Below are 24,443 nucleotides of genomic sequence, written 5' to 3' on the forward strand. Positions count from 1 at the left end.
CGGCGGCGCCGGGTACGGGGCTCAGCGCGCCATGATGAGGCTCATCGCCTCGTTGCGCGTGGCCGCGTCCCGCAGCTGACCGCGCACGGCGGAGGTGAGAGTCTTCGCACCGGGCTTGCGGATGCCCCGCATCGACATGCACATGTGCTCGCACTCGACCACGACGATCACACCGCGCGGCTCCAGTATCTCCATCAGCGAGTCCGCGATCTGCGTCGTCAGCCGCTCCTGCACCTGCGGCCGGCGCGCGAACACGTCCACGAGCCGGGCCAGCTTCGACAGGCCCGTGATCTTGCCGCTGGTGGCGGGGATGTAGCCGACGTGCGCGACGCCCCTGAACGGCACGAGGTGATGCTCACAGGTCGAGAACACCTCGATGTCCTTCACGAGCACCATCTCGTCGTGACCGAGGTCGAACGTCGTCGTCAGGACGTCCTCCGGCTTCTGCCACAGCCCCCCGAATATCTCCCGGTACGCCCGGGCCACTCGCCCCGGGGTCTCCCGGAGCCCCTCTCGGTCCGGGTCCTCTCCGACCGCGATGAGCAGTTCCCTTACGGCGTTCTCCGCACGCTTCTCGTCGAACTCGCCGAAAGTGCCTTCGCCGTCCAGCGTCACCGGGTCGGTCATCTGGTGCCTCGTTCCTGCGCCTGTGACGCGCACGGATCACGCGTCTCATGTGCGGCTCTACGGAAACGCCGCGCCCCCCAGGCTAGAACCCTGGGGGGCGCGGCTGAAATTCCGGGCCTCATGAGGCCCTCGGGAAAGCGGTGGTTCAGCTCTCCCGGCGGTCCTCCGGAGTCTTCTCCGTGGAGACGGTCTCCGTAGCGTTGGCGATCGCCGGGGTCGCGCCGTTCGCGCCGTTCGTCAGTGCGAGCTCCTTGGGGGAGAGCACCGGCGGGCGGGTGGACGGCGTACGGCGCGAGGAACCGGTCCACGCGGGCCGCGGCGGGCGCTTGACGATGGGGGCGAAGATCTCGGCGATCTCCTCCTTGCCCAGCGTCTCCTTCTCCAGGAGGGCCAGGACGAGGTTGTCGAGGACGTCGCGGTTCTCGACCAGGATCTCCCAGGCTTCGTTGTGCGCGTTCTCGATGAGCTTTTTGACTTCCTCGTCGACGAGCGCGGCGACCTCTTCCGAGTAGTCGCGCTGGTGAGCCATCTCACGTCCGAGGAACGGCTCGGTGTTGTCGCCGCCGAACTTGATCGCGCCGAGACGCTCGGTCATGCCGTACTGCGTGACCATCGCGCGCGCCGTGGTCGTGGCCTTCTCGATGTCGTTCGCGGCACCCGTCGTCGGGTCGTGGAAGACGAGCTCCTCGGCCGCGCGGCCGCCCAGCATGTAGGCCAGCTGGTCCAGCATCTCGTTGCGGGTCGTGGAGTACTTGTCCTCGTCCGGGAGCACCATCGTGTAGCCGAGGGCACGGCCGCGGGACAGGATCGTGATCTTGTGGACCGGGTCGGAGTTCGGCGAGGCCGCGGCGACCAGGGCGTGGCCGCCCTCGTGGTACGCCGTGATCTTCTTCTCCTTGTCCGACATGATTCGGGTCCGCTTCTGCGGGCCCGCGACCACACGGTCGATCGCCTCGTCCAGCATCTGGTTGTCGATGAGCTTGCGGTCGCTGCGGGCCGTGAGCAGCGCCGCCTCGTTCAGCACGTTCGACAGGTCCGCGCCGGTGAAGCCCGGGGTACGGCGGGCGACGGCCGACAGGTCGACGTCCGGAGCGACCGGCTTGCCCTTCTGGTGGACCTTGAGGATCTCCAGACGGCCCTGCATGTCCGGACGGTCGACCGCGATCTGGCGGTCGAAGCGGCCGGGGCGCAGAAGGGCGGGGTCGAGGATGTCGGGGCGGTTCGTGGCGGCGATGAGGATCACGCCGCCCTTCACGTCGAAGCCGTCCATCTCGACGAGCAGCTGGTTCAGGGTCTGCTCGCGCTCGTCGTGACCGCCGCCGAGGCCGGCGCCGCGGTGACGGCCGACCGCGTCGATCTCGTCGACGAAGACGATCGCCGGGGCGTTCGCCTTGGCCTGCTCGAACAGGTCACGGACTCGGGAGGCACCGACACCGACGAACATCTCGACGAAGTCGGAACCCGAGATCGAGTAGAAGGGGACGCCCGCCTCGCCGGCCACGGCACGCGCGAGCAGCGTCTTGCCCGTACCGGGAGGCCCGTACAGCAGCACGCCCTTGGGGATCTTGGCGCCCACGGCCTGGAACTTGGCCGGCTCCTGCAGGAACTCCTTGATCTCCTGGAGCTCCTCGACGGCCTCGTCCGCACCCGCGACGTCCGCGAAGGTCGTCTTCGGGGTGTCCTTGGTGATGAGCTTCGCCTTGGACTTCCCGAAGTTCATGACCCGGGAGCCGCCGCCTTGCATCTGGTTCATCAGGAACAGGAAGACGACCACGATGAGGACGAAGGGCAGCAGGGAGAGCAGGATCCCGACGAAGGGGTTCTGCTTGGACGGCGAGACCGTGTAGCCGTCCGGGATCTGCTTGTTCTGGAACTTGTCCTGCAGGGTGTTGGCCAGGGACGCGCCCTGGTCGCCGATGTAGCTCGCCTGGATCTTGGAGCTGCCATCGACCTTCACGCCGCCCTTGAGCGAGACCTTGATGGTCTGCTCGTCGCCTGTGGTCAGCTTGGCCGACTGGACCCTGTTGTCATTGATCGCCGCCACGACCTGGCCGGTGTCCACCGTCTTGTAGCCGCCGGAAGAGCCGACGACCTGCATCAACACGACCACGGCAAGGACGGCCAGCACGATCCACATGACCGGCCCACGGAAGTATCGCTTCACGTCCATCCATACGGAGCGGAGCCGCCCCGTCCCTCCTGCCATAGTGAGTTTGATAAAGACAGTTCTTCTGACGGTACCCCAGGATTGTCACCCGAAGCCGCAGGGGACTGCGGGTATACCGTCCACGCATGCTCCAACGCCGAGAGACCCCCTGGGGTTCCCGCACCTCACGAAAGGCCCGCGACCTCGGGGTTCGCCCGCTGTGGAGCACGGCCGAACCCCGGAAGGTCAGCCGCCGTAGACGTGGGGGGCGAGCGTACCGACGAACGGAAGGTTGCGGTACTTCTCGGCGTAGTCGAGGCCGTAGCCCACGACGAACTCGTTCGGAATGTCGAAGCCGACCCACTGGACGTCGATGGCGACCTTGGCGGCCTCGGGCTTGCGCAGCAGCGTGCACACCTTGAGGGAGGCGGGCTCGCGGGAGCCCAGGTTGGAGATCAGCCAGGACAGCGTCAGACCGGAGTCGATGATGTCCTCGACGATCAGGACGTGCTTGCCCTTGATGTCGGTGTCGAGGTCCTTGAGGATCCGGACGACGCCGGAGGACTGGGTGCCCGCGCCGTAGGAGGACACGGCCATCCAGTCCATGGTGAGGGGGGTGGACAGCGCCCGGGCGAGGTCGGCCATGACCATCACCGCGCCCTTGAGGACACCGACGATCAGCAGGTCCTTGCCCGCGTACTCAGCGTCGATCTTCGCGGCCAGCTCGGCGAGCTTCGCGTCGATCTCTTCCTTGGTGATGAGCACCTTCTCGAGGTCGGCACCCATGTCTTTCGCGTCCACCTGCATCACTTTCGGTCGTCCCGCACTTGTCGCCCGCTCGCCTCCGGTATGCCGCCGCCGTCGGCGGCCGGCCCCACCCGGTCGTCCGCGCCGCGGCGGCAGCGATTCGGCTGCGCCCCGCGCGGCGTGAGCGCGCTCTCCCTTCGGCAGCGACGTGCCCTTTCGGCTCGCTCGCACGGCTGACCGATCCTTCCCCGATGGGGCGACCGGGCGCCTCCCGCAGGCGGCGCGATTTCAGCCTTGCCGAATCACCAGTCTGCCACCCTGGCGCTGGGCCACCACTTTGCCCGGGAGATTGATGACCCCCTGGCCGCGCCAGCCGGTGATCAGGCGGTCGACTTCCTCGATGTGGCGGGCGAAGAGCGAGCCGGCCGGAGCGCCCGCCTCGATGGCGGCGCGGCGCAGGACCCGGCGGCGCACGGCCGGGGGCAGCGCGTAGAGCTTGGCGCATTCCAGGAGGCCGGAGGCGTCGCGCACGGAGGTCTCCACCTGGCGGGCCCAGGCGTCGAGGGCGTCGGCGTCGTCGCGGGAGAGTTGCGCCGTACGGGCGAGGGCTTCGACGACGCCCTTGCCGAGCGCCTTCTCGAGGGCGGGCAGGCCCTCGTGCCGGAGCCGGGAGCGCGTGAAGGCGGGGTCGGTGTTGTGCGGGTCGTCCCAGACGGGCAGCGACTGCTCCATGCATGCCTTGCGGGCGGTGTGCCGGTCCAGGTGCAGGAAGGGGCGGCGGTAACGGCCGCCGGCCCCCGAGACCGCGGCCATCCCCGACAGGGAGCGGATCCCGGAACCGCGGGCGAGACCGAGCAGGACGGTTTCGGCTTGGTCGTCGCGGGTGTGCCCGAGGAGGATCGCGGCGGCGCCGTGGCGTTCGGCGGCGTCGTCCAGGGCGGCGTAGCGCGCGTCCCGGGCGGCTGCTTCCGGTCCGCCGTCGCGGCCGACGCTCACGGCGATGGACTCGATCGGAGCCAGACCGAGCTCGCGCAGGCGCAGGACGACTTCCTCCGCGCGCAGGTCGGATCCGGGCTGCAGACCGTGGTCGACGGTGATGCCGCCGGCGCGGATGCCGAGCTTGGGCGCCTCGAAGGCGAGGGCGGAGGCGAGCGCCATGGAGTCGGCGCCGCCCGAGCACGCCACGAATACGAGCGGCGCGAACGCGCGCTCGTGGGGGTTCCGAGCTCTGGTGTGCTCAGCGGTCTGCTCGGTGAGGATGTCGTGGAGGACGCGGCGCACCGCCAGGCGTATCGCCGCGACCGCAGGATGGGGACCCATGTCCGGTTCCCTTCTGAAGTTTTCGGGGGTGAGCCCGATGCCGGTCACTCAGAGTGTGTTGATGGTGACAGAAACGGGGCGTTCCCCGAGCATCGCACGCCTACCCATGCCTCACGGTCCCTCGGACGAGTGATTGGCGAGGCGTTCACCTGCCGAAGGCCGGATTCGTTTCCCTACGCACGCGCGGGTCTCACGACTCCGGCTTGCCGTGCACCCGTGCGACCCAGTCAGCCGGTGTGGCGATCTCCGCCTTGGTCGGCAGGGTGTTCGGGGAGGTCCACACCCGGTTGAAACCGTCCATGCCCACCTGCTCGACGACCGACCGCACGAACCGCTCGCCGTCGCGGTACTGCCTGAGTTTGGCATCCAGGCCCAGCAGTTTGCGCAGGGCGAGGTCGAGGCGGGAGGCGCCCTTGGCGCGCCGCTGCTGGAACTTCTCGCGGATCTCCGCGACGGACGGGACGGCATCGGGGCCGACGCCGTCCATCACGAAGTCGGCGTGGCCCTCCAGGAGGGACATCACCGCGGTCAGCCGGCCGAGGATCTCCCGCTGGGCGGGCGTCTGGACGAGTTCCACGAAGGAGTGCCCGTCGTCGTCCTGCTCGCCCTCGGGGCGGCCGCCCGCGAGCGACTGGGCCGCCTCCCTGATGCGCTCCAGGACCGTCATGGGGTCGATCTCGGTCTCCGCGAGGAAAGACTGGATCTCACCCTCCAGGTGGTCGCGCAACCAGGGCACCGCGGTGAACTGCGTGCGGTGCGTCTCCTCGTGCAGACAGACCCAGAGGCGGAAGTCGTGGGGGCGTACGTCCAGCTCGCGCTCGACGTGCACGATGTTCGGCGCGACCAGCAGGAGCCGACCGCCGCCGTTCTCACCCGCGGGCAGCTCGCGGGTGGCGGGGGCGAAGGTCTCGTACTGACCGAGGACCCGGGAGGCCAGGAACGACAGGAGCATGCCCAGCTCCACCCCGGTGACCTTGCCGCCGAAAGCACCAAGGACGGCTCCGCCCGGCGTGTTGCCGCGCCGCTCCTGCATCTTGTCGAGGAGGGGCTTGAGGATCTCCCGGAACCCGGCGACGTTGGCCCGCACCCAGCCGGGACGGTCGACGACGAGCACAGGGGTGTCGTGCACGCCCTCCTCGCCCAAACGAGTAAAGCCCCGGACGTGGTCCTCCGAGACCTTCGCATGCCGGCGCAGCTCCGCGACGACGGCCCGTGCCTCGTCGCGGCTCACCTCCGGGCCCGGCCGCACGAGCCGGGTCGCGGTCGCCACCGCGAGATTCCAGTCGACCATCTCGGCACCACCGATGCTCGTCATGCGTCAACGGTACGTGCTCGTGCGCGAGTGCGGTGAGGGTGCGACACCGGCGGGGCCAGGATGCCGGACTCCCTGGGGCCGATGGTGCGGCTGTCACCGGCAGCCGCAGCCCGCCAGCGCCGCCGCCGTACGGTCCAGTGCCGCTCTGGCCGAGGACTGGTCCATCGAGCCGTCCGTCAGGAACGCGAACGCCAGCAGGCGCCCGTCGGCGTCGACCACCGTCCCGGCGAGCGTGTTGACCCCGGTCAGGGAGCCCGTCTTGGCACGTACGACGCCGACCCCGGAGCGCTCGGACGCATCCTCGTAGCGATCGCTGAGGGTGCCCGTGAACCCGGCGATCGGCAGCCCCGTGAGGACCGGGCGGAGTTCGGGGTGCGCCGGGGAGCCGGCGCTCGCCAGCAGAACCGTCAGCAGGTCCGCGGTGAGCTTGTCCTCGCGGTCGAGACCGCTGCCGTCGTGGAACTGCGCACTGCCGACCGGGAGTCCGAGCTTCCGGAGCCGGTCGGCGATCGCGGCCGCACCCCCGGCGAAGCTCGGCTGTCCACCGGTGGCGAGGGCGGTCTGGCGGGCGAGGGCCTCGGCGATGTCGTTGTCGCTGTTGGTCAGCATCCGCTCGACCACGGCGGACAGGGGCGGGGACTGGACGGAGGCGAGGGTCTGCGCACGCGACGTGGCCTTCGCGGCGGAGGCACCGGGGGCCGAGATCCGGATGCCGCGCTCGTGCAGCAGGTCGCCGAACGACCGGGCCGCGTCACTCGCCGGGTCCGTGCTGCGTGGTGCCGGTCCGCTCGTGGAGCCGTCCGTGCGGCCCTCGTCCGCCATCAGGGCGGTGACCGGCGCGAGATTGGGGTTGGCACCGATCGGATGCAGCGCCGCACCGGTGAACAAGGAGGCGTCGTAGGCGAGGTGCACCGAGGTCATATGGCGCTTCTTCAGCGCCGCGGCGGTCCCGTCGGCGAGGGTGCGCAGGCTCGCCCAGCCCTCATCCTTCTTGCGGGCGGTCAGAGTCGGGTCGCCGCCCCCGACGAGCACCACCTTGTCGGTGCCGGGCTCGAGCACGGTGCGTGTGGTGAGACGGTGGTCCGTGCCGGCCGCGGAGAGCACGGCGACGGCTGTGGCGATCTTCGTGGTGGAAGCGGGTGTCAGCGCCTCGCCGGCATTCTTGTCGTACACGCGCTTGCCGGTGGCCACGTCCACGACGGCGGCGGTGCGCCGGGGGCCGAGGGACCCGTTGCCGAGCAGCTCGTCCAGGACGACGCCCAGGGGCTGTCCGAGCGGCGCGGACTCGATGGTGGCGACGCCGAGTCCGGCCAGCACGGGAGCGGCGCTGGGAGCGGCTGCTGGTGCCTCGGGCGCATCACCGGGACGGCGCCCGTGATCTGTGCCACCCTCGCGGCCCCATGCTGCGGCCCGGTCGCGCTCGGCCGTACGCTGACCCGAGGAGTCCCAGGGACCGGCAGCGGTCGCGGTGCCCACCGCGAGCGCCAGGCCCACGGTGGCGGCCAAGGCCGTCACCTGCGGGGTGGTGAGCCCTCCGGCACGCGGTGTCACCACCCCGGTGAGCTGTGTCACGCGCGGTCTCGCGGCCTCGGTGATCCGCCGCGCACGGGGTTTCACGGCCACGGCCACGCGCGCGAGACGCGGTTTCACGGCACGCGCGACCCACGCCAGACGCGGTTTCGCGGCCCGCCAGGCCCTCAGCTCCGGCACGACCACCAGCCCCTTTCGCGATCACACACCTGCGTGAGGGACACTTAACCACCAGAACTATGTGCTGATCATGGAGGAGCCACCGGTGGAGTTCGACGTCACGATCGAGATCCCGAAGGGTTCGCGGAACAAGTACGAGGTGGACCACGAGACCGGTCGGATCCGCCTGGACCGTCGACTCTTCACCTCGACCAGCTACCCGGCCGACTACGGCTTCGTCGAGAACACCCTCGGCGAGGACGGCGACCCGCTGGATGCGCTGGTCATCCTGGAGGAGCCGACGTTCCCCGGCTGTCTCATCAAGTGCCGCGCCATCGGCATGTTCCGCATGACGGACGAGGCCGGCGGCGACGACAAGCTGCTGTGCGTGCCGGCGTCCGACCCGCGCGTGGAGCACCTGAGGGACATCCACCACGTCTCCGAGTTCGACCGCCTGGAGATCCAGCACTTCTTCGAGGTCTACAAGGACCTGGAGCCCGGTAAGTCCGTCGAGGGTGCCAACTGGGTGGGCCGCTCGGACGCGGAGGCCGAGATCGAGCGCTCGTACAAGCGCTTCAAGGAGCAGGGCGGTCACTGACCCCCCGGTGTTCTGCGGGCCGCGTGATCCCCACCGGGGTGGCGCGGCCCGTTCGTCTTCGTGCGCATACTGAGGCGTACGTGAGGTGGGCAGGGAAAGCACGACGACGAAAGGCGGGGCGGGAACGGGTGGCGGAGCCGGACGCGGAGGACCGCAAGCCGCGGTCGGACGAGGCGACGAGCGCGTACCCACCTGTGCGGCGGGACGAGGGCGATGGCCTGCGCGCGCCCCCGGTGACCGGCACCGACTCGTCCACGACCTCCGAATTCGCCATCCCCGAAGGGCTCGATGTACCGCTAGCGGCCGGTACGGAGCCGGAGACGACGTCGGAGTTCGCCCTTCCGAAGGGTCTCCAGACCGCTCAGCCGCCTGCCGCACCGGAGGGGTCGGCGTTCAGCCCGCCGAGCACGTACACCACGGGGCAGGCACCGCCCGCGTTCACACCGCCGTCGGGGATTCCCGCGGTCCAGCTGACAAAGGAAGCGCCCTGGCAGGACCGGATGCGCACGATGCTGCGCATGCCGGTGGCCGAGCGGCCCGCCCCGGAGCCGGTGCACAAGGGCGACGAGGCGGGTCCCGCCGTGCCGCGCGTGCTCGACCTGACGCTCCGCATCGGTGAACTGCTGCTGGCAGGCGGCGAGGGCGCCGAGGACGTGGAGGCGGCCATGTTCGCGGTCTGCCGGTCCTACGGCCTGGACCGCTGCGAGCCGACCGCCACCTTCACTCTGCTGTCGATCTCGTACCAGCCATCCCTGGTCGACGACCCCGTGACGGCCTCCCGGACCGTTCGCCGCCGCGGCACCGACTACACGCGTCTGGCGGCCGTGTTCCGGCTCGTGGACGACCTCAGCGACCCCGAGACGGCAGTCTCCCTGGAGGAGGCCTACCGGCGGCTCGCCGAGATCCGCCGCAATCGGCACCCCTACCCCGGCTGGGCACTGACCGGGGCGAGCGGACTGCTCGCCGGTGCGGCCTCCGTGCTGGTCGGCGGCGATCTGATCGTGTTCGTCGCGGCCGCGCTGGGCGCGATGCTCGGCGACCGGCTGGCCTGGCTGTGCGCGGGGCGCGGGCTGCCGGAGTTCTACCAGTTCACGGTCGCCGCGATGCCCCCGGCCGCGATCGGTGTCGCGCTCACGGTCGCCCATGTGGATGTGAAGGCGTCCGCCGTGATCACCGGTGGGCTGTTCGCGCTGCTGCCCGGGCGGGCCCTGGTGGCGGGCGTCCAGGACGGGCTGACCGGCTTCTACATCACCGCGGCCGCACGCCTGCTGGAGGTCATGTACTTCTTCGTGGGCATCGTCATCGGCGTCCTGGTGATCCTGTACTTCGGCGTGAAGCTGGGCGCCCAGCTGAACCCGGACGCGGCCCTCAACCTCTCCGAGCGGCCGGTCGTGCAGATCGGCGCGTCCATGCTGCTGTCCCTGACCTTCGCCGTGCTGCTCCAGCAGGAGCGGTCCACCGTCCTCTGGGTGACTCTCAACGGGGGCGTGGCCTGGACCGTGTACGGCGCGATGCACTATCCGGGCGGGCTCTCGCCGGTCGCCTCCACCGCCGTCGCCGCGGGTCTGGTGGGCCTGTTCGGCCAGTTGCTCTCGCGCTACCGGTTCGCGTCCGCGCTGCCGTACACGACCGCCGCGATCGGGCCGCTGCTGCCCGGATCCGCGACGTACTTCGGGCTGCTGTCGATCGCCCAGAACAGCGTGGACAAGGGCCTGGTCTCGCTGGCCAAGGCCGCCTCGCTCGCCATGGCCATCGCAATCGGCGTGAACCTGGGGTCGGAGATCTCGCGGCTGTTCCTGCGGGTGGGCTCGGCCAGGGGGCGGCGGGCGGCCAAGCGGACGCGCGGATTCTGACCCCCCGGGACCCGCGCCGGGCGCCCCCGACGCGCGCGTGCGCGGATCAGTTCTGCGGGTGGCCCTGGCCGTACGGGTACTGCTGGGGCTGCCCGTAGGCCTGGTCGGTGTCGTACGGCTGCTGCTGCGGCCGGTGGCCCTGGAATGGGGACTGCTGGGCGTACGACCGGCCCTGGCCGTGGTTCTGGCCGTAGCCCCGGTTCGGGTCATAACCCTGATTCGGGTCATAACCCTGATTCGGGTCATAACCCTGATTCGGGTCGTACGGCTGCTGGTTCCGCGGCTGGGCCTGGCCCTGGTCGCCGTACGACCCGTACTGGTTCCGGTCCTGGTAGGCAGGTGCCACGGGGCGCAGCCGGGTCGTCGCGTCGTCCATGAGCGGCGACTGCTGCTGCAGACCCTGCACCGGCTGCTGCCGGGCCGGGTCCTCCAGCCGGCTCGGATTCTTCTTGGCCTTGGAGCGGGCGCGCAGGAACTCGATGGCGATCGGGATCACCGAGATGAGGACGATCAGGATCAGGATCGCCTCGATGTTGTTCTTGACGAAGTCGATCTTGCCGAGCCAGGAGCCGAGCAGGGTGACGCCCGCACCCCACAGGGTGCCACCCAACATGTTGAAGATCAGGAACGAGCGGTACCTCATGCCGCAGACGCCCGCGATGATCGGCGTGAACGTGCGCACGACCGGTACGAAGCGGGCCAGGACCAGGGACTTGGGGCCGTACTTCTCGAAGAACTCGTGGGCCTTGGTGACGTTCTCCTGCTTGAAGAGGCGGGAGTCCGGGCGGTTGAAGAGCGACGGGCCGACCTTCTTGCCGAACATGTAGCCCGCCTGGTCGCCCAGGATCGCGGCGATACAGATCAGGACGACGGCCGCCCACAGCGGGAAGTCCAGCTGGTTCGACGTGATCAGCAGGCCGCACGTGAACAGCAGCGAGTCACCCGGCAGGAAGAACCCGATGAGCAGGCCCGACTCCGCGAAGACCACGAGGAGCAGGCCCCATATCCCGAAGTTGTCCAGCAGGCTGTTCGGATCCAGCCAGCTCGGTCCGAGGGCAAGCGTCGTCACGGTTCCGGGCTCCTGATGGTGAGGGGAAGTGCGGCGTCCTGAGGGCGGCCGGCACGACGATGGCCGCACAAAGCTATCAACGCACAGTTTCCGCCTCAGGTTCCACCGGTGACCGCAGGATGGACGATGTGCGAGCCGGGGCACACCGTGTGGGCCAGGGGCGCCGAAGGGCACGATGGGGCCGGGCTCGGCCCCGGATCCGCGGCGGCGGAGCGGCGGCCGTCCCGGCCCGGGCGTGCGCCGCCCGAGCCGGGAGTCCGTCAGGTGCGGCGAGCCGCGTTGGCCGTGATCGCATCCCTCAGATGCTCGGCGAGGCCCGGTCGCATGGACTCGTAGAACTCCTTGAACCGCTCGTCGGAGACGTACATCTCGCCGAGCCCACGGTGGAACTCGTACGAGCACGCGTAGAACCACTCGGTGATGTGCTGCCGGTGTTCCTCGGCCATGTCCATGGCCCGCTCCCCGGACGGGGGCTCCCCCTCGGCCATCAGGGCGACGTAGCGCTCGCCCCAGGAGGCCACCTGCGCCTGCATGCGCTTCCAGTCGTCCTTGGTGTAACGGGCGGCACGGCGTTGCGACTCCGCGTACTGCTCCGTGCCGCCCCAGCGGCGCTCGGCCTCCTCGGCGTGTGCCTCCGGGTCCTTGTCCCCGAAGACCTCGAACTTCTCCTCGGGCGTGAGGTTGATGCCCATCTTGCGTGCCTCCATGGCGTGCTCCACGGCCGCCGCCATCTTCTGCAGTCTCTCGATCCGGGCGGTCAGCAGTTCGTGCTGCCGGCGCAGATGCGCGCGCGGGTCCGCGTCCGGGTCGTCGAGCAGGTCGGCGACCTCCTCGAGCGAGAAGCCGAGTTCTCGGTAGAACAGGATCTGCTGCAGCCGGTCGAGGTCCGCGTCGCCGTAACGCCGGTGGCCGGCATGGGTGCGCTCACCGGGCACGAGCAGACCGATCTCGTCGTAGTGGTGAAGCGTGCGCACGGTCACACCGGCGAATCCGGCGACCTGGCCCACCGAGTAGCTCACTTCCGCTCCCTTCTGGGTACGCACTTCAGGCTGGGGCCTCACGTCGCGTGAGGTGCAAGCCCTGTTCCTCCGGGTGTCGCGGCGCACCTGGGCTCTCCGTGCGCCAGGGAGCGTTGTGCCCGTTCTGCGCCCTCAGGGTGTGCCCACGGCCCAGGACACCGCGCAACAGGGGACCGCCACCCCGGCGACCCCCGCACGGGGCCTGCCGCCGTTGGCCCTCCCGGCGCTCGTCGTCGGTGCCGGCACCAGTCTGCTCCACCTGGGGGCGAGCGGGCTCGCCACACAGCTCGAGCACGTCCTGTGGTGGACCCTGCCCGACACGCTGGGCATCGGGCGCTACTCCGTGCCTGGATGCTCGCCGTGCTCACCTCGACCGGTGTCCGCGTCGGCCCGGTCGTCTGCAAGCCACCCGGGGCACGCGGGCCCCGACCCGGCGCCCCGATCCGTGGGGAGGCGGGGATCCATGAGCCGGCCTGTGGCGGGGAACCCATGGAGCAGCAGGAGGAGAACGCATGGACCGAGGGGCTCGGACCGGTCGGCGCACGGCAGACGAGGGGCCGGAGTCGGTCGAACGGGTGATGGCCCGGCGACCGATGAACCGGCGAGCCCCGCCGGTCCGATGAACCATCAGGGCGTCCGGATCCGGTGATCCGGCCGGCCGGATCCGCAGGAACTACACGCGCGCAGCACCGACGCGACGGGAGACGAGACACCATGCCGCTGCACACCGGCCCGGGGAAGCCCGACGAGCGCCCCATGTCGATGAACCCCTTCTTCGGGGAGGCGAACCCGGTCGTCGAGATGACCCAGGCGCCGCCCAAGCACCGGCTCCCCGACGGGCCGATGCCGCCTTCGATCGCGTATCAACTGGTTCACGACGAACTGATGCTGGACGGCAACTCGCGGCTCAACCTCGCCACGTTCGTCTCCACGTGGATGGAGGACCAGGCCGACAGGTTGATGTCGGAGTGCCGCGACAAGAACATGATCGACAAGGACGAGTACCCGCGCACGGCGGAGCTGGAGCGACGCTGCGTGGCCATGCTCGCCCACCTCTGGAACGCGCCGGACCCGGAGTCCGCGGTGGGCTGTTCGACGACCGGCTCCAGCGAGGCCTGCATGCTCGCCGGGATGGCGCTGAAGCGGCGCTGGGCCCGGCGCAACGCGGACCGCTACCCGTCCGCGGACGCCCGCCCGAACCTGGTCATGGGCGTGAACGTGCAGATCTGCTGGGACAAGTTCTGCAACTTCTGGGAGGTCGAGGCGCGCCAGGTGCCCATGGAGGGCGACCGGTTCCACCTGGACCCACAGGCGGCCGCCGACCTGTGCGACGAGAACACGATCGGGGTCGTGGGCATCCTGGGATCCACCTTCGACGGGTCCTACGAGCCGATCGCCGAGCTGTGCGCGGCCCTGGACAACCTTCAGGAGCGCACGGGCCTGGACATCCCCGTGCACGTCGACGGCGCGTCCGGCGGGATGATCGCGCCCTTCCTCGACCCGGATCTGGTGTGGGACTTCCGGCTGCCGCGGGTCGCGTCGATCAACACCTCCGGCCACAAGTACGGGCTGGTCTACCCGGGCGTGGGCTGGGCGCTGTGGCGCGACAAGGAAGCGCTCCCGGAGGAACTGGTCTTCCGGGTCAACTACCTGGGCGGTGACATGCCGACCTTCGCGCTCAACTTCTCCCGGCCCGGAGCCCAGGTCGTGGCGCAGTACTACACGTTCCTGCGCCTCGGCCAGGACGGCTACCGCGCGGTCCAGCAGACCACGCGGAGCGTGGCACGGGAGCTCGCCCACCGCATCGAGGCGCTGGGGGACTTCGAACTCCTCACCCGGGGGGACGAGTTGCCCGTCTTCGCCTTCACCACCGCACCGGACGTGGAGGCGTACGACGTCTTCGACGTCTCCCGGCGCATGCGTGAGTTCGGATGGCTGGTGCCCGCGTACACGTTCCCGGCCAACCGCGAGGACCTGTGCGTGCTCCGGATCGTGTGCCGCAACGGCTTCTCGACGGACCTCGCCGATCTCTTCCTGGAGGACCTCAGCCGTGCGCTTCCAGGACTGCGGCGGCAGCCTCACCCGTTGACCCGTGACAAGCAGAAGGCCTCCAGCTTCCATCACTGAGAGCCGGCACGGCCGCCCACGCCCACGGCGAGAGCGGCCGTCGGACCACCGCCCGGGGATGGCGCGGCTACCGGTTCAGCCGCCCGAACCTCCGTACCGCCCACGGGAAGAAGACCACCAGCAGGGCCAGCGGCCACGCGACAGCGGCCCAGACGTGCCCGGACTCACCACCCGGGCCGCCGAACAGGTCGCGTACGGCCGTCGCCGTCTGCGACATCGGATTCCACTGGACCACCGCGCCCAGCCATCCGGGCATGGAGTCCGGGGTGGCGAAGGCGTTGGACAGGAAGCCGACCGGCCAGACCAGGATCTGCACGGCCTGCACCAGCTCCGGCTTCCCCGCCACCAGCGCCAGGTGGATCCCGATCCACAGCATCGCGAAACGGAACAGCAGCAGGAGGCCGATGGCGCCGAAGAAGGCGACGGTCCCGCCGTGCACACGCCAGCCGAGCGCGAACCCGACGCATGTCAGGGCGGCCAGACCGAGTGCGGACTGGAGCATGTCCGCGGTCGCACGGCCCACGAGGACCGCACCCGTGGCCATGGGCATCGCCCGGAAGCGGTCGATCACGCCTTTGTCGAGGTCCCGGGTGACGGCAAGCATGGTGCCCTCCAGACCGAAGGCCATGGTGAGCGCGAGCATCCCGGGGACGAGGTAGTCGACGTAGTCACCGGTGACACCGCGGCCGCCGCCGACCAGATAGCCGAACATCAGCAGCAGCATCACGGGGAAGACCAGGCCGACCAGCACCTGGATCGGCTGCCTGGCCCAGTGGGCGAGTTCACGGCGGGTCATGGTCCAGCAGTCGGCGAGGACGTGCGAACCCGGCACCTGAGCGGGGCGGGCGGGTCCCCGGGGGGCGTAAGTCGTGGTCACGCGGCCTCCTTCACGTGCCGGTCCTCTCCGGTGAGGTGCAGGAAGACCTCGTCGAGCGTCGGGCGGCGCAGGGCGATGTCCTCCGCCTCGATACCGGCCGCCTCCAGGGTGCGTAGGACTCCGGAGAGCGCGGCCATACGGTCGGTGACCGGGGCGCTGAGCAGGCGTCGGTCCGCGTCCACCGTGACCTCGTCCTCGGGCAGGGGCAACAGGGCAAGGGCGGCGCTCAGTTGACCGGCGTCGCGAAGGACGACGTCGATCCGGTCGCCGCCGGTGCGGGCCTTGAGTTCACCGGCCGTGCCGTCGGCGATCACACGGCCGTGGTCCACGACCGAGATGCGGTCGGAGAGCTGATCGGCCTCCTCGAGGTACTGGGTGGTGAGCAGGACCGTCGTACCGCCGCCCACCAGGGAGCGGACGGCCGACCACACCTCGGCGCGGCCGCGTGGATCGAGGCCGGTCGTCGGCTCGTCCAGGTACAGCACCTCGGGTTCGGTGATGAGGGACGCCGCGAGGTCCAGGCGGCGCCGCATGCCTCCGCTGTACTGCTTGACGGCCTTGCGGCCGGTGTCCTCGAGGCCGAAGCGCACGAGGAGTTCGTCGGCGCGCAGTCGCGCCCCGCGAGCACCCAGGTGGTGGAGACGCGCGAACATCTCCAGGTTCTGACGGCCGCCGAGTTCCTCGTCGAGGGCCGCGTGCTGCCCGAGCAGACCGATGCGGAACCGCACCTGGCGGGCGTCGGTGACCACGTCGTGCCCGGCCACCTCGACCCGGCCGCCGTCCGGTCGCACCAGGGTGGACAGGATCCGGACCAGGGTCGTCTTGCCCGCGCCGTTCGGACCGAGGATCCCGTGCACCGTGCCGCGCGCGACCAGCAGGTCGAGCCCGTCCAGTGCCGGTGTGCCGCCGTATCTCTTGCGTACCCCTTCGACAGTGATCGCCGTTTCGGCCACCCGCTGCTCCTTTACTAGTCAAACTTGACTACCAACGGAAGGTAGCGCGGCCGACGGCATTGGTCAAACTTGATTAGCGTGCATCCCCCGGATGCGGCTCTCCCGTCGCGTACGGGTTCTCCTGCCCCTCCGCCAGAACACCCACGAACGGCTCCCCCTCCCCCGCGAAGGTGTACGCCCCGGCCTCGATCCGCTCGATGAGCCCTCGGGTCCAGGTTGCGTCGGAGTCCGCGGTGTGGACCCAGAGGTTCATGATCTCGCCGATGTGGCCGAGCTGTTCGGGGCCGTCCTCGGGGATGTAGTGCTCGGTGACGGCGGCCCGCCACTCCTCGATCCGCCGGATCCGCTCCTTCAGCAGGTCCACCACCTCCTGCCGCCGCAGGTCGACGATGAAGCCGATGGCCGCCGACTGGATGTCCATCTTCTGGTCGTAGGCGACCAGCGACTCGCGCAGGAGGCGCAGGAACTCCTCCGTCCCCTTGTCGGTGATCTCGTACTCGGTGCGGGGCGGGCCGCCGGCCGTCGACGGGGCGACCTCGTGCGCGTGCAGCAGTCCTTGCTTCGCCATCTGCTTCAGGGCGTGATAGATCGAGCCGGGCTTGGCGTTGGACCACTCGTGCGCGCCCCAGTACTCCAGGTCGTTGCGCACCTGGTAGCCATGGGCCCGCCCGTGCTGACGGACGGCGCCCAGCACGAGGAGACGGATCGCTGACATACGCTCCAGCGTAGGACCCGCGAGGTCAGCCCCAGGACGTGCCCTGCTCCATGGCCACCAGCTCGAGGGCCGTCTTCCCGTCCAGCGACTCCCGGATGATGTCCGCGTGCCCCGCGTGCCGGGCCGTCTCGCGGATCAGATGGAGCAGCAGCCAGCGCATCGAGACCCGCCCGTCCGGCGGGAACCACGGGTCGTTCGGCAGCGGGAACGTGTCGTCGAGACTCGGCACCGAGTGGATGAAGGCCTCGGTCTCGTCCGCGACCTTCTCCCAGTACGCGAGCTGCGACTCGACCGTCTCGTCGCCCATGAGCCGGAAGCATTCGTGCCAGTTCGACTCGTCCCGCCGAACAGTGGGGGACTCGCCCTTGGCGCGGGCGACCCAGCCCTGCTCCACCTCGGCGACATGCTTGAGCAGCCCGGACAGGGACAGCTCGCTGGCGCTGGGCCTGCTCGCGGCCTGCTCCTCCGTCAGACCGAGCAGAGCCCGACGGATACCGCCGCGCTGCTCCTCCAGGAAGGAGAGCAGTGCTCCACGCTCGTTGCCCTGCGCCTCTGCACGCACATGAGTGACCATGACAATCCGCCTTTCCTCGGTTCCGGCTGGTTCGCCCGCTGCCTGACACCGACGAAACTACGGGCCCTTGCGGTCAGATTCTGTCCGCAAGGGCCCGCGGGAACGAGAAGACATCACGAGGCGGTGGGCATCAGAACGGGAAGCCGCTCCGCCCGTGCTGCACGGAGATCCACTTCAGCGTGGTGAAGGCCTCCAGGGTCGTCTCTCCGTTCAGCCGGCCGACGCCCGAATGCTTCTCTCCGCCGAAGGGGACGAGCGGTTCGTCGTGGACGGTGCCGTCGTTCACATGGAACATTCCCGTGTCGATCTGCTTGGCGAAGTTGACGCCGCGCTCGATGTCGCCGGTGTGGACGGCGCCGCTCAGGCCGTACGGGGTGTCGTTGACGATGCGTACGGCCTCCTCCTCGCCGTCGAACGGGATGAGGAAGGCGACCGGGCCGAAGATCTCCTGCTGCAGCAGGCCGGAATCGGACGGGACGTCCGTCAGCACCGAGGGCTCGACAAGGTTGTCGGTGGTCCTGCCGTGCACCAGCGCGGTCGCACCCTCGGCGATGGCCTGCTCGACGACGCCCGAAACCGCCTCCGCCTGCGAGGAGTTGATCACGGGGCCGATGACGGTGCCCGGGTCCCGCGGGTCACCGACCTTGAGGGACTTGACCTTGGCGACGAACTTCTCGGTGAACTCCGCCTGCAGCGAGCGGTCCACCAGGACACGGTTGGCGGCCATGCAGACCTGGCCCTGGTGCACATACCGGCTGAAGACGGCCGCGTCGACGGCGTAGTCGACGTCCGCGTCGTCCAGGACCACGAGCGCGCTGTTGCCGCCGAGTTCAAGGACGGACCGCTTGAAGAGCGAGGCGCAGACGGTGGCGACATGGCGGCCGACCTTGTCGGAGCCGGTGAAGGAGATGACCTTCGGGATCGGGTGCTCGAGGAACGCGTCACCTATCTCCGCTATGTCCGTGAGCACGACGTTCAGCAGACCGCCCGGCAGCCCCGCGTCCTCGAAGATCTTGGCCACCAGGGAACCGCCGACGACGGGCGTGTCCTGGTGAGGCTTGAGGACGACGCCGTTGCCGAGCGCGAGCGCAGGGGCGACCGACTTGATAGACAACAGGAACGGGAAGTTGAACGGGCTGATCACGCCGACGACACCGACGGGCACGCGGTAGAGGCGGTTCTCCTTGCCGTCGACCGGCGACGGAAGGATCTTGCCCTCCGGACGCAGCGTCAGCTGGATCGACTCGCGCAGGAACTCCTTGGCAAGATGCAGCTCGAAGGCGGCCTTCACACGCGTTCCGCCGAGCTCCGCGATGATCGCGTCGGTGATCTCGGTCTCGCGCTCCTCGATGATCGCGAGGGCCTTCTCGAACACCGCGCGCCGGCCGTACGCGCTGATGGCCGCCCACTGCTGCTGGGCGGCCGCAGCGGCCTTGTATGCTTCGTCGACCTCGTCCACCGTGGCGATGGTGATCGACGCCAGCTTCTCGCCGTCATACGGATTGAAGTCGATGATGTCCCAGGAGCCGGTTCCCGGGCGCCACTCACCGCCGATGTACTGCCGAGCCAGATCGGTGAAGTAGGACGACATGTGATCCCTCAATCCCTTACAGCCGAAGCAGACACCCGTTCACCTGCCCATGATCACGGCATGGTCTGATCTCGCGTCATCGTACGCATGTCCAAGGGGAGTTGGAGAACACCTCGGGATACTCCGTGCGGACACTCAGGAAAGCTGAAGCAGTCCCCGCAGCAGATCGCGGCTTTCGTCCGGACCGGGGCTGTCCTGCTGCAGTTGCTTCATGGCTGCCTCGTACTGGGCGACGTCCTCACGTTTGTCCAGGTACAGCGCGCTGGTGAGCTGCTCCAGATAGACCACGTCGGACAGGTCGGACTCGGAGAAGCTCAGAATGGTGAAGGAGCCGCTCTCACCGGAATGCCCGCCGAAGCTGAACGGCATGATCTGAAGCCGTACGTTGGGGCGCTCCGAGATGTCGATCAAGTGCTGCAGCTGCCCCCGCATCACCTGCCGGTTCCCGTAGGGCCGGCGCAGCGCGGCTTCGTCGAGCATGACATGGAACTCCGGAGCGTTCTCCGCGACGAGGTACTTCTGGCGCTCCAGGCGCAGCGCCACCCGCCGGTCGATGTCCGCGGCGCTCGCGCCCTTCATGCCCCGGGCGACGACCGCGTGCGCATACGCCTCGGTCTGCAGCAGGCCATGCACGAACTGGACCTCGTACGAGCGGATCAGATGGGCCGCCCCCTCCAGACCCACATAGGTCGGGAACCAGTTCGGCAGGACGTCCGAGTAGCTGTGCCACCACCCGGCGACGTTGGCCTCCTTCGCCAGTGACAGCAGGGACGTTCGTTCGGCCTCGTCGGTGATCCCGTACAACGTCAGCAGATCCCCGACATCGCGTGTCTTGAAGCTCACCCGTCCCAACTCCATGCGGCTGATCTTCGACTCCGAGGCCCGGATCGAGTAGCCCGCCTGCTCCCTGGTGATGCCGCGCGCCTCCCGCAGGCGCCTGAGATGGGATCCCAGCAGAATGCGCCGCACCACCGACCCGCTCGAGTCCCCAGCGCTCACGTTCGTCAGCCTCCCCAACCATCCTTCAGATCGCGCAGTCTGCCACTAAAACACTTCGAGCAGTACTCGTACGGTTACAGAAATGGAAAGCAGCCAAAGGAGAGTCGCAGGTGAAGATCGGAAAGTGGCAAGCATGCGAGAAGAAAGCGTCAGAAGAAATAACCAGAAAGCGGTACGGGAACATCCAATTCCGGCGCGTGCACGTGCATCTGCCCTTGCATCTGCCTGGCTCATCCGAAACCATGGTCCCGCGCCACCGCTGCATCGCCACGACCGCGAACACTCGGGAGTGCCTCGCATGGGGACGAATGGATCGACCATGCTCGAGCCCTTACGGCAGGGACTTCCGCCGCTCGACCCCGCGGCCGTGTCCAACTCCGCATCCTGCGCCCTGCCCGCCCGCCTCGAAGCGGTGCGCGAGGCACGGCAGTTCACCCGCAGAACCCTCGACCAGTGGGATGTGGACGAGCGGTTCGACGACGTCTGCCTCGTGGTCTCCGAACTCGTGACCAACGCGCTGCGGCACGCGCTGCCCTCGCCCGCGAGATGCGGAAGCGAGCAGGACGCGCCGGTGCGACTGCATCTGATGCGCTGGACCTCGCGCCTGGTGTGCGCCGTGCGCGATCCCAGCCACGACGGACCGGTCGCCGGCGACTCGGAGGACTTCTCGGCGGAGTCGGGCCGCGGGCTGTTCCTCGTCGACTCGTTCGCCGACAGCTGGGGCTGGCATCCGCTGGCGGGCACCCTGAGCGGCAAGGTGGTCTGGGCGCTCTTCCGGCTGCCGACCGGGTCCGGGTCCGCGGAGTGACGCCCAGGCTCATTTTCTGAGGCCGCGGTTCTACGCGTGTTGCGGCCCGTGACGTATCGGCACGCCACGAGCCCACGGCACCCCCGATCCCCACAGCACCTCGAACCGGTCCCGGTCCACGTGTGTCACGCGATCAGATGGTCGAACTCGCCGTCCTTGACGCCCAGCAGCATCGCCTCGATCTCCGCACGGGTGTAGACCAAGGCGGGCCCGTCGGGGAAGCGCGAATTCCGTACCGCCACGTCTCCCCCCGGCAGCCGGGCGAACTCCACGCAGGACCCCTGCGAGTTGCTGTGCCGGCTCTTCTGCCAGGCCACTCCGCTCAGCTCCGCGGCAGCCATGCCGTTGTACACGTCGTACACGTCGTGGTCCACAGGTCGCTCCCCGGACAGTGCATTGGCTGGTGTGGCCATTGATGCAGTGGTCAACTGCCCCGGATCATAACTCCGTTCACATGCAGCTGCATGGGCAGATGCACGTGCACGGGGGGTGTTCCTGCGGTTACAGCTTTTACAGTCCCTTGACTACTGCTCGACTGCGGCCTGACTACAGTCGGTCAAGCGTCTGCCCCAGAGCTCGCGTTACATGCGACCTCCAGCCCCCGTGCATGATCGTCCGCGCCATCATCTGTGCCGGGTCGTCCGGGTCGAACCCTTCATGCACTAGGAAGAGACGCGTACCGCGGCCTTCCTGTTCCAATGTCCATGTGATGGTCCAGTCCGCGGGATTGGCGGGGTCGGCGTCGGCCCACCTCACGCGCAGCATCCGCTCGGACTCATAGGCGAGAATCTGCACGTCGACGGTGCCGGAGAACCGGGAGTTCGGCCGTGGCACCGAGGTCATCGTGTACCGGTGCCCCACTTCGAGCCGGAAGTTCTCGGAGCCCGGCATCTGCCACTGGGCCAGCAGTGCGGGCTCGGTCAGGGCACGCCAGACCTTGGCCGGCGGATGCGGCAGGAACTGGTCGACGCGGATCGTGGTGAGGTCGTCGTCGGGCGCGGTGCTCATGGCCAGTCATCGTCGGGCATACGGTCGAGCAGCTCGCCGAGCCCGCGCAGCCGCTGCCGCCAGAACCGCTCGTACGGATGGAGCCAGTCCTGCACCTCGGCGAGCGGTGCAGCCTCCAGACGGTAGATGCGCTGCCGGCCGTAGCGCTGTTCGGAGACGAGGCCGGCCTCTCGGAGCACCTTGAGGTGCTCCGAGAGGCTCGGACGTCGTATGTCGAAGCGGCCGGCCAGGGCCTGGACGGGCTGCGGCCCCTCTTCGCGCAGCAGGCGCAGCACCTCACGGCGCGTGCCGTTGGCGAGCGCGGCGAAGACGCGGTCCTCGGCGGCGGTGTCCGCCCCGGCCCCGGTCGTGGTCATGCCGGACTCCCTATCCCTGAGCCTCCGTCAGCAGCATCAGACCGTTGCCGTCGGGGTCCTGGAAGGACGCCATCCGGCCCCACGGGAGATCGTCCGGGCCGTGCACGGACACCCCCGCCTCGGCCAGCCGTGCGCAGTCGGCGTCGACATCGGTCGTGACCAACATGATCCCCCGGGTCGAGCCGGGCTCGAAATCGCCCATTCCGGGACCGGAGAGCGTGAAGACGGTCTGCGCACCCTTGGGGGCGACCTGAAGCCACCGCCCCTGTGGCATGTGCAGGTCGGCGGCGATCTCGAAGCCCAGGACCTCGGTGTAGAAGCGCAGGGCGCGGTCCTGGTCGGTGACAGGGAGGGTGACGAAAGAGGCGTGTGTGACGGTCATGCGGCCACATTAGGTAGGGAATTCCCTACCCGTCAAGCGTAGGAAAACTCCTACCCATGGGCCTGCCACACGAGCAGGGCGGCAGCGCCGGGCTTCCGGAGATGCCGAAGCCGCCGGGGCCCGGATTCGTGCCCATGGCGTGAAGATCCGAGGGGGCGCGGGGTCGGTATGGCGAAGAAAAGCAGATTCGCGTGGATCGAGAAGCGTCGCGGCGGTCGTCGCGCGGTACGCCGAGGGATGGGCCCGACCGCAGCGGATCACCGGCCGTGCGTCGGCGGCGGAGGCCTCGCGGCTCGCCGGCCGGCGGGAGTTGTGCAGGCAGCCGCGCGACGCGAGTGCCACCAGGGTGCTCGAGTGGGACGGCGGACGACGCGACCGCACCCTCGCCTTCAGCACGTATCAGGTCGGTCCGCGTGAGCAAGCGCACGCCGGACACCTCCCCGGCGTCCAGACGTCCGGCTGGTAGCTTGCTGCGACCGTCCCCATGACCTCATCGGCAACCTTGGGAGACTTCAGTGACAGCGACCCCCGTCACGCGCCGGCAGGCGCGCATCGCACTGACGGCCGCCGCGGGTCTGGCGACCGCTCTCGTGCTGACCGGCTGCAGCGGCGACTCCGAGGGCAGCGGCTCCGCGAGCGGTGAGGCGTCCACGCCGAGCGCGTCCGCCTCCACGGCGGACACCGGCGGGGGCTCCGGCACGCCGGGCGCCAAGGCCGGGAAGCTGGAGGGCAGCTGGCTGGCCACGACGGGCGGCAAAGCCGTGGCACTGGTGATCACCGGCGAGCAGGCGGGACTCTTCGAGACGGGCGGCTCCGTCTGCACCGGCACCGCGGGCGAGGAGGCGGGCAAGCAGACGATCCGCCTCAAGTGCACCGGTGGCACGGACAACCGCGGGACCGGGACGGTCGACTCGGTCAACTCCCAGAACATGAAGGTGACGTGGCAGGGCGGCATCGGCGCCGAGATCTATATGAAGGCCGAGGGCGGCACACTGCCGAGCGGGCTGCCGACGGCGAGCCTGGGATCCTGACCTCCGACGTCGGGCAACGGGCCGCGGGATCCGGGACTCAGGGCGCACGCGGCGACAGGGGGCGCGCAACCCCGCCCCGCCCGTCTGCGTGATGATCCATGCACATCGTCACGACCCAGAGGACCTTCATGCGCACCCTTCACGTCCGCCTCACCGTCACCGCCGTCGCCGCGGCCATGGCCCTGACCGCCTGCGACAGCGAGAGCGGTGACGACGGCAAGGACGCCGCCGCCTGTCGTATCGCCGTCGAGGTCGGTCCCGGCAATGCCGCCACCAGCGCGGGCGACACCGGCAACGTCCCGGTCACCCTCACGAACCGCGACAGCAAGACGTGCACCTTGAAGGGCTTCCCCGGTGTCGAACTGAGGGACGGCGACTCCGCCTGGACCGTTGCCGACGAGGAGGGCGCGCAGCCGGCCGAGGTGACGCTGCAGAAGGACGAGACGGCGACCTTCACCATCACGTACGTCCGCGGGAACGGCGGGTCCCGAAGCGCCCCGGTCAAGACCGTGAAGATCACCGTCCCGGGCGCCGGCGACGCGGGGAGCCACCCGTGGTCGTACGGCGATGTGGCGCTGAAGGGCGCAAAGACCCCGGACGCCACGGTGAGCCCCGTCCAGGTCGCGGGAGACTGACCCG

At 69.4% G+C, this 24,443-nt stretch carries 24 protein-coding genes and 1 pseudogene; 7 read left to right on the plus strand and 18 right to left on the minus strand.

All coding sequences use genetic code 11. The annotated features are described in order from the left end of the window. Positions 1–21 precede the first annotated feature (21 nt). From folE to dacB, 6 genes are all read right to left on the minus strand, one after another. A complete protein-coding gene (gene folE / locus VXC91_RS12825; protein ID WP_329507276.1) occupies positions 22–627 on the minus strand; it encodes a GTP cyclohydrolase I FolE in 606 nt (201 codons plus the stop codon). 145 nt (positions 628–772) lie between these two features. Continuing rightward, a complete protein-coding gene (ftsH, locus tag VXC91_RS12830; RefSeq protein ID WP_329507277.1) occupies positions 773–2,797 on the minus strand; it encodes an ATP-dependent zinc metalloprotease FtsH in 2,025 nt (674 codons plus the stop codon). Positions 2,798–3,019: 222 nt separating this feature from the next. After that, positions 3,020–3,580, minus strand: coding sequence for a hypoxanthine phosphoribosyltransferase (gene hpt / locus VXC91_RS12835; protein ID WP_329507278.1), 561 nt, complete (start codon positions 3,578–3,580; stop codon positions 3,020–3,022). 228 nt (positions 3,581–3,808) lie between these two features. Further along, the gene (gene tilS / locus VXC91_RS12840) at positions 3,809–4,840 is read right to left on the minus strand and encodes a tRNA lysidine(34) synthetase TilS (protein ID WP_329507279.1); all 1,032 of its coding nucleotides are present in this window, start codon (positions 4,838–4,840) and stop codon (positions 3,809–3,811) included. 190 nt (positions 4,841–5,030) lie between these two features. Continuing rightward, on the minus strand, positions 5,031–6,155 hold the full coding sequence (locus VXC91_RS12845) for a zinc-dependent metalloprotease (protein WP_329507280.1): 1,125 nt from the start codon (positions 6,153–6,155) through the stop codon (positions 5,031–5,033). A gap of 93 nt (positions 6,156–6,248) precedes the next feature. Continuing rightward, on the minus strand, positions 6,249–7,871 hold the full coding sequence (dacB, locus tag VXC91_RS12850; RefSeq protein ID WP_329507281.1) for a D-alanyl-D-alanine carboxypeptidase/D-alanyl-D-alanine endopeptidase: 1,623 nt from the start codon (positions 7,869–7,871) through the stop codon (positions 6,249–6,251). Positions 7,872–7,950: 79 nt separating this feature from the next. On the opposite strand from dacB, the gene VXC91_RS12855 reads away from it, so the two are divergent. After that, complete coding sequence (locus VXC91_RS12855; protein WP_329507282.1) at positions 7,951–8,442, plus strand: inorganic diphosphatase; 492 nt, start codon at positions 7,951–7,953, stop codon at positions 8,440–8,442. Between the two features lie 128 nt (positions 8,443–8,570). Then, on the plus strand, positions 8,571–10,295 hold the full coding sequence (locus VXC91_RS12860; protein WP_329507283.1) for a threonine/serine exporter family protein: 1,725 nt from the start codon (positions 8,571–8,573) through the stop codon (positions 10,293–10,295). A gap of 46 nt (positions 10,296–10,341) precedes the next feature. Here VXC91_RS12860 and VXC91_RS12865 read toward each other — a convergent pair whose 3' ends face one another. Beyond that, the gene (locus tag VXC91_RS12865) at positions 10,342–11,364 is read right to left on the minus strand and encodes a DedA family protein (RefSeq protein WP_329507284.1); all 1,023 of its coding nucleotides are present in this window, start codon (positions 11,362–11,364) and stop codon (positions 10,342–10,344) included. A 260-nt stretch (positions 11,365–11,624) separates the two neighbouring features. After that, on the minus strand, positions 11,625–12,383 hold the full coding sequence (locus VXC91_RS12870) for a MerR family transcriptional regulator (protein ID WP_329507285.1): 759 nt from the start codon (positions 12,381–12,383) through the stop codon (positions 11,625–11,627). Between the two features lie 714 nt (positions 12,384–13,097). Here VXC91_RS12870 and VXC91_RS12875 point away from each other — a divergent pair. Continuing rightward, on the plus strand, positions 13,098–14,510 hold the full coding sequence (locus VXC91_RS12875; RefSeq protein ID WP_329507286.1) for a glutamate decarboxylase: 1,413 nt from the start codon (positions 13,098–13,100) through the stop codon (positions 14,508–14,510). Between the two features lie 67 nt (positions 14,511–14,577). Here VXC91_RS12875 and VXC91_RS12880 read toward each other — a convergent pair whose 3' ends face one another. The 6 genes from VXC91_RS12880 to VXC91_RS12905 all read right to left on the minus strand — a co-directional run bounded on the left by VXC91_RS12880 (position 14,578) and on the right by VXC91_RS12905 (position 20,192). Continuing rightward, entirely contained in the window at positions 14,578–15,306 is a 729-nt protein-coding gene (locus VXC91_RS12880; RefSeq protein WP_329507319.1) for an ABC transporter permease, read from the minus strand. Positions 15,307–15,383: 77 nt separating this feature from the next. Next, positions 15,384–16,340 (minus strand): ATP-binding cassette domain-containing protein, encoded by a 957-nt coding sequence (locus VXC91_RS12885; protein WP_329507287.1) that lies wholly within the window; start codon positions 16,338–16,340, stop codon positions 15,384–15,386. Between the two features lie 73 nt (positions 16,341–16,413). Then, a complete protein-coding gene (locus VXC91_RS12890) occupies positions 16,414–17,055 on the minus strand; it encodes a PadR family transcriptional regulator (protein ID WP_329507288.1) in 642 nt (213 codons plus the stop codon). 25 nt (positions 17,056–17,080) lie between these two features. After that, positions 17,081–17,629, minus strand: a complete 549-nt coding sequence (locus VXC91_RS12895) for a DinB family protein (RefSeq protein ID WP_329507289.1) — start codon at positions 17,627–17,629, stop codon at positions 17,081–17,083. Positions 17,630–17,759: 130 nt separating this feature from the next. Further along, the gene (locus VXC91_RS12900; protein ID WP_329507290.1) at positions 17,760–19,220 is read right to left on the minus strand and encodes an aldehyde dehydrogenase family protein; all 1,461 of its coding nucleotides are present in this window, start codon (positions 19,218–19,220) and stop codon (positions 17,760–17,762) included. 135 nt (positions 19,221–19,355) lie between these two features. Then, positions 19,356–20,192, minus strand: a complete 837-nt coding sequence (locus tag VXC91_RS12905; RefSeq protein WP_329507320.1) for a helix-turn-helix domain-containing protein — start codon at positions 20,190–20,192, stop codon at positions 19,356–19,358. A gap of 346 nt (positions 20,193–20,538) precedes the next feature. On the opposite strand from VXC91_RS12905, the gene VXC91_RS12910 reads away from it, so the two are divergent. Then, positions 20,539–21,027: an ATP-binding protein gene (locus tag VXC91_RS12910; RefSeq protein ID WP_329507291.1), complete on the plus strand. Its 489-nt coding sequence runs from the start codon at positions 20,539–20,541 to the stop codon at positions 21,025–21,027. 125 nt (positions 21,028–21,152) lie between these two features. Here VXC91_RS12910 and VXC91_RS12915 read toward each other — a convergent pair whose 3' ends face one another. The 4 genes from VXC91_RS12915 to VXC91_RS12930 form a co-directional block, all read right to left on the minus strand. Next, positions 21,153–21,401, minus strand: coding sequence for a DUF397 domain-containing protein (locus VXC91_RS12915; protein ID WP_059133632.1), 249 nt, complete (start codon positions 21,399–21,401; stop codon positions 21,153–21,155). 172 nt (positions 21,402–21,573) lie between these two features. Next, complete coding sequence (locus tag VXC91_RS12920) at positions 21,574–22,035, minus strand: SRPBCC family protein (RefSeq protein WP_329507292.1); 462 nt, start codon at positions 22,033–22,035, stop codon at positions 21,574–21,576. After that, positions 22,032–22,391 (minus strand): ArsR/SmtB family transcription factor, encoded by a 360-nt coding sequence (locus VXC91_RS12925; protein ID WP_329507293.1) that lies wholly within the window; start codon positions 22,389–22,391, stop codon positions 22,032–22,034. The genes VXC91_RS12920 and VXC91_RS12925 overlap by 4 nt, the downstream gene beginning before the upstream one ends. A gap of 10 nt (positions 22,392–22,401) precedes the next feature. Beyond that, positions 22,402–22,773: a VOC family protein gene (locus VXC91_RS12930; RefSeq protein ID WP_329507294.1), complete on the minus strand. Its 372-nt coding sequence runs from the start codon at positions 22,771–22,773 to the stop codon at positions 22,402–22,404. Between the two features lie 168 nt (positions 22,774–22,941). On the opposite strand from VXC91_RS12930, the pseudogene VXC91_RS12935 reads away from it, so the two are divergent. The 3 genes and pseudogenes from VXC91_RS12935 (at position 22,942) to VXC91_RS12945 (ending at position 24,439) form a co-directional block, all read left to right on the plus strand. Continuing rightward, positions 22,942–23,239, plus strand: a pseudogene (locus VXC91_RS12935) (30S ribosomal protein S14). 49 nt (positions 23,240–23,288) lie between these two features. After that, a complete protein-coding gene (locus tag VXC91_RS12940) occupies positions 23,289–23,804 on the plus strand; it encodes a hypothetical protein (protein WP_329507295.1) in 516 nt (171 codons plus the stop codon). A gap of 128 nt (positions 23,805–23,932) precedes the next feature. After that, positions 23,933–24,439 (plus strand): DUF4232 domain-containing protein, encoded by a 507-nt coding sequence (locus VXC91_RS12945; RefSeq protein WP_329507296.1) that lies wholly within the window; start codon positions 23,933–23,935, stop codon positions 24,437–24,439. The last annotated feature ends 4 nt before the right edge of the window (positions 24,440–24,443 follow it).

Origin of the sequence: Streptomyces chiangmaiensis (assembly GCF_036281785.1) — a bacterium.
In the GTDB taxonomy this organism is placed as follows: Bacteria; Actinomycetota; Actinomycetes; order Streptomycetales; family Streptomycetaceae; genus Streptomyces; species Streptomyces chiangmaiensis.

Coding starts and splice junctions, on each gene's coding strand:
- folE (WP_329507276.1), bottom strand. CDS start 627: ATGACCGACCCGGTGACGCTGGACGGCGAAGGCACTTTCGGCGAGTTC.
- ftsH (WP_329507277.1), bottom strand. CDS start 2,797: ATGGACGTGAAGCGATACTTCCGTGGGCCGGTCATGTGGATCGTGCTG.
- hpt (WP_329507278.1), bottom strand. CDS start 3,580: ATGCAGGTGGACGCGAAAGACATGGGTGCCGACCTCGAGAAGGTGCTC.
- tilS (WP_329507279.1), bottom strand. CDS start 4,840: ATGGGTCCCCATCCTGCGGTCGCGGCGATACGCCTGGCGGTGCGCCGC.
- VXC91_RS12845 (WP_329507280.1), bottom strand. CDS start 6,155: ATGACGAGCATCGGTGGTGCCGAGATGGTCGACTGGAATCTCGCGGTG.
- VXC91_RS12875 (WP_329507286.1), top strand. CDS start 13,098: ATGCCGCTGCACACCGGCCCGGGGAAGCCCGACGAGCGCCCCATGTCG.
- VXC91_RS12880 (WP_329507319.1), bottom strand. CDS start 15,306: ATGACCCGCCGTGAACTCGCCCACTGGGCCAGGCAGCCGATCCAGGTG.
- VXC91_RS12890 (WP_329507288.1), bottom strand. CDS start 17,055: ATGTCAGCGATCCGTCTCCTCGTGCTGGGCGCCGTCCGTCAGCACGGG.
- VXC91_RS12895 (WP_329507289.1), bottom strand. CDS start 17,629: ATGGTCACTCATGTGCGTGCAGAGGCGCAGGGCAACGAGCGTGGAGCA.
- VXC91_RS12900 (WP_329507290.1), bottom strand. CDS start 19,220: ATGTCGTCCTACTTCACCGATCTGGCTCGGCAGTACATCGGCGGTGAG.
- VXC91_RS12910 (WP_329507291.1), top strand. CDS start 20,539: ATGCTCGAGCCCTTACGGCAGGGACTTCCGCCGCTCGACCCCGCGGCC.
- VXC91_RS12920 (WP_329507292.1), bottom strand. CDS start 22,035: ATGAGCACCGCGCCCGACGACGACCTCACCACGATCCGCGTCGACCAG.
- VXC91_RS12925 (WP_329507293.1), bottom strand. CDS start 22,391: ATGACCACGACCGGGGCCGGGGCGGACACCGCCGCCGAGGACCGCGTC.
- VXC91_RS12930 (WP_329507294.1), bottom strand. CDS start 22,773: ATGACCGTCACACACGCCTCTTTCGTCACCCTCCCTGTCACCGACCAG.
- VXC91_RS12945 (WP_329507296.1), top strand. CDS start 23,933: ATGCGCACCCTTCACGTCCGCCTCACCGTCACCGCCGTCGCCGCGGCC.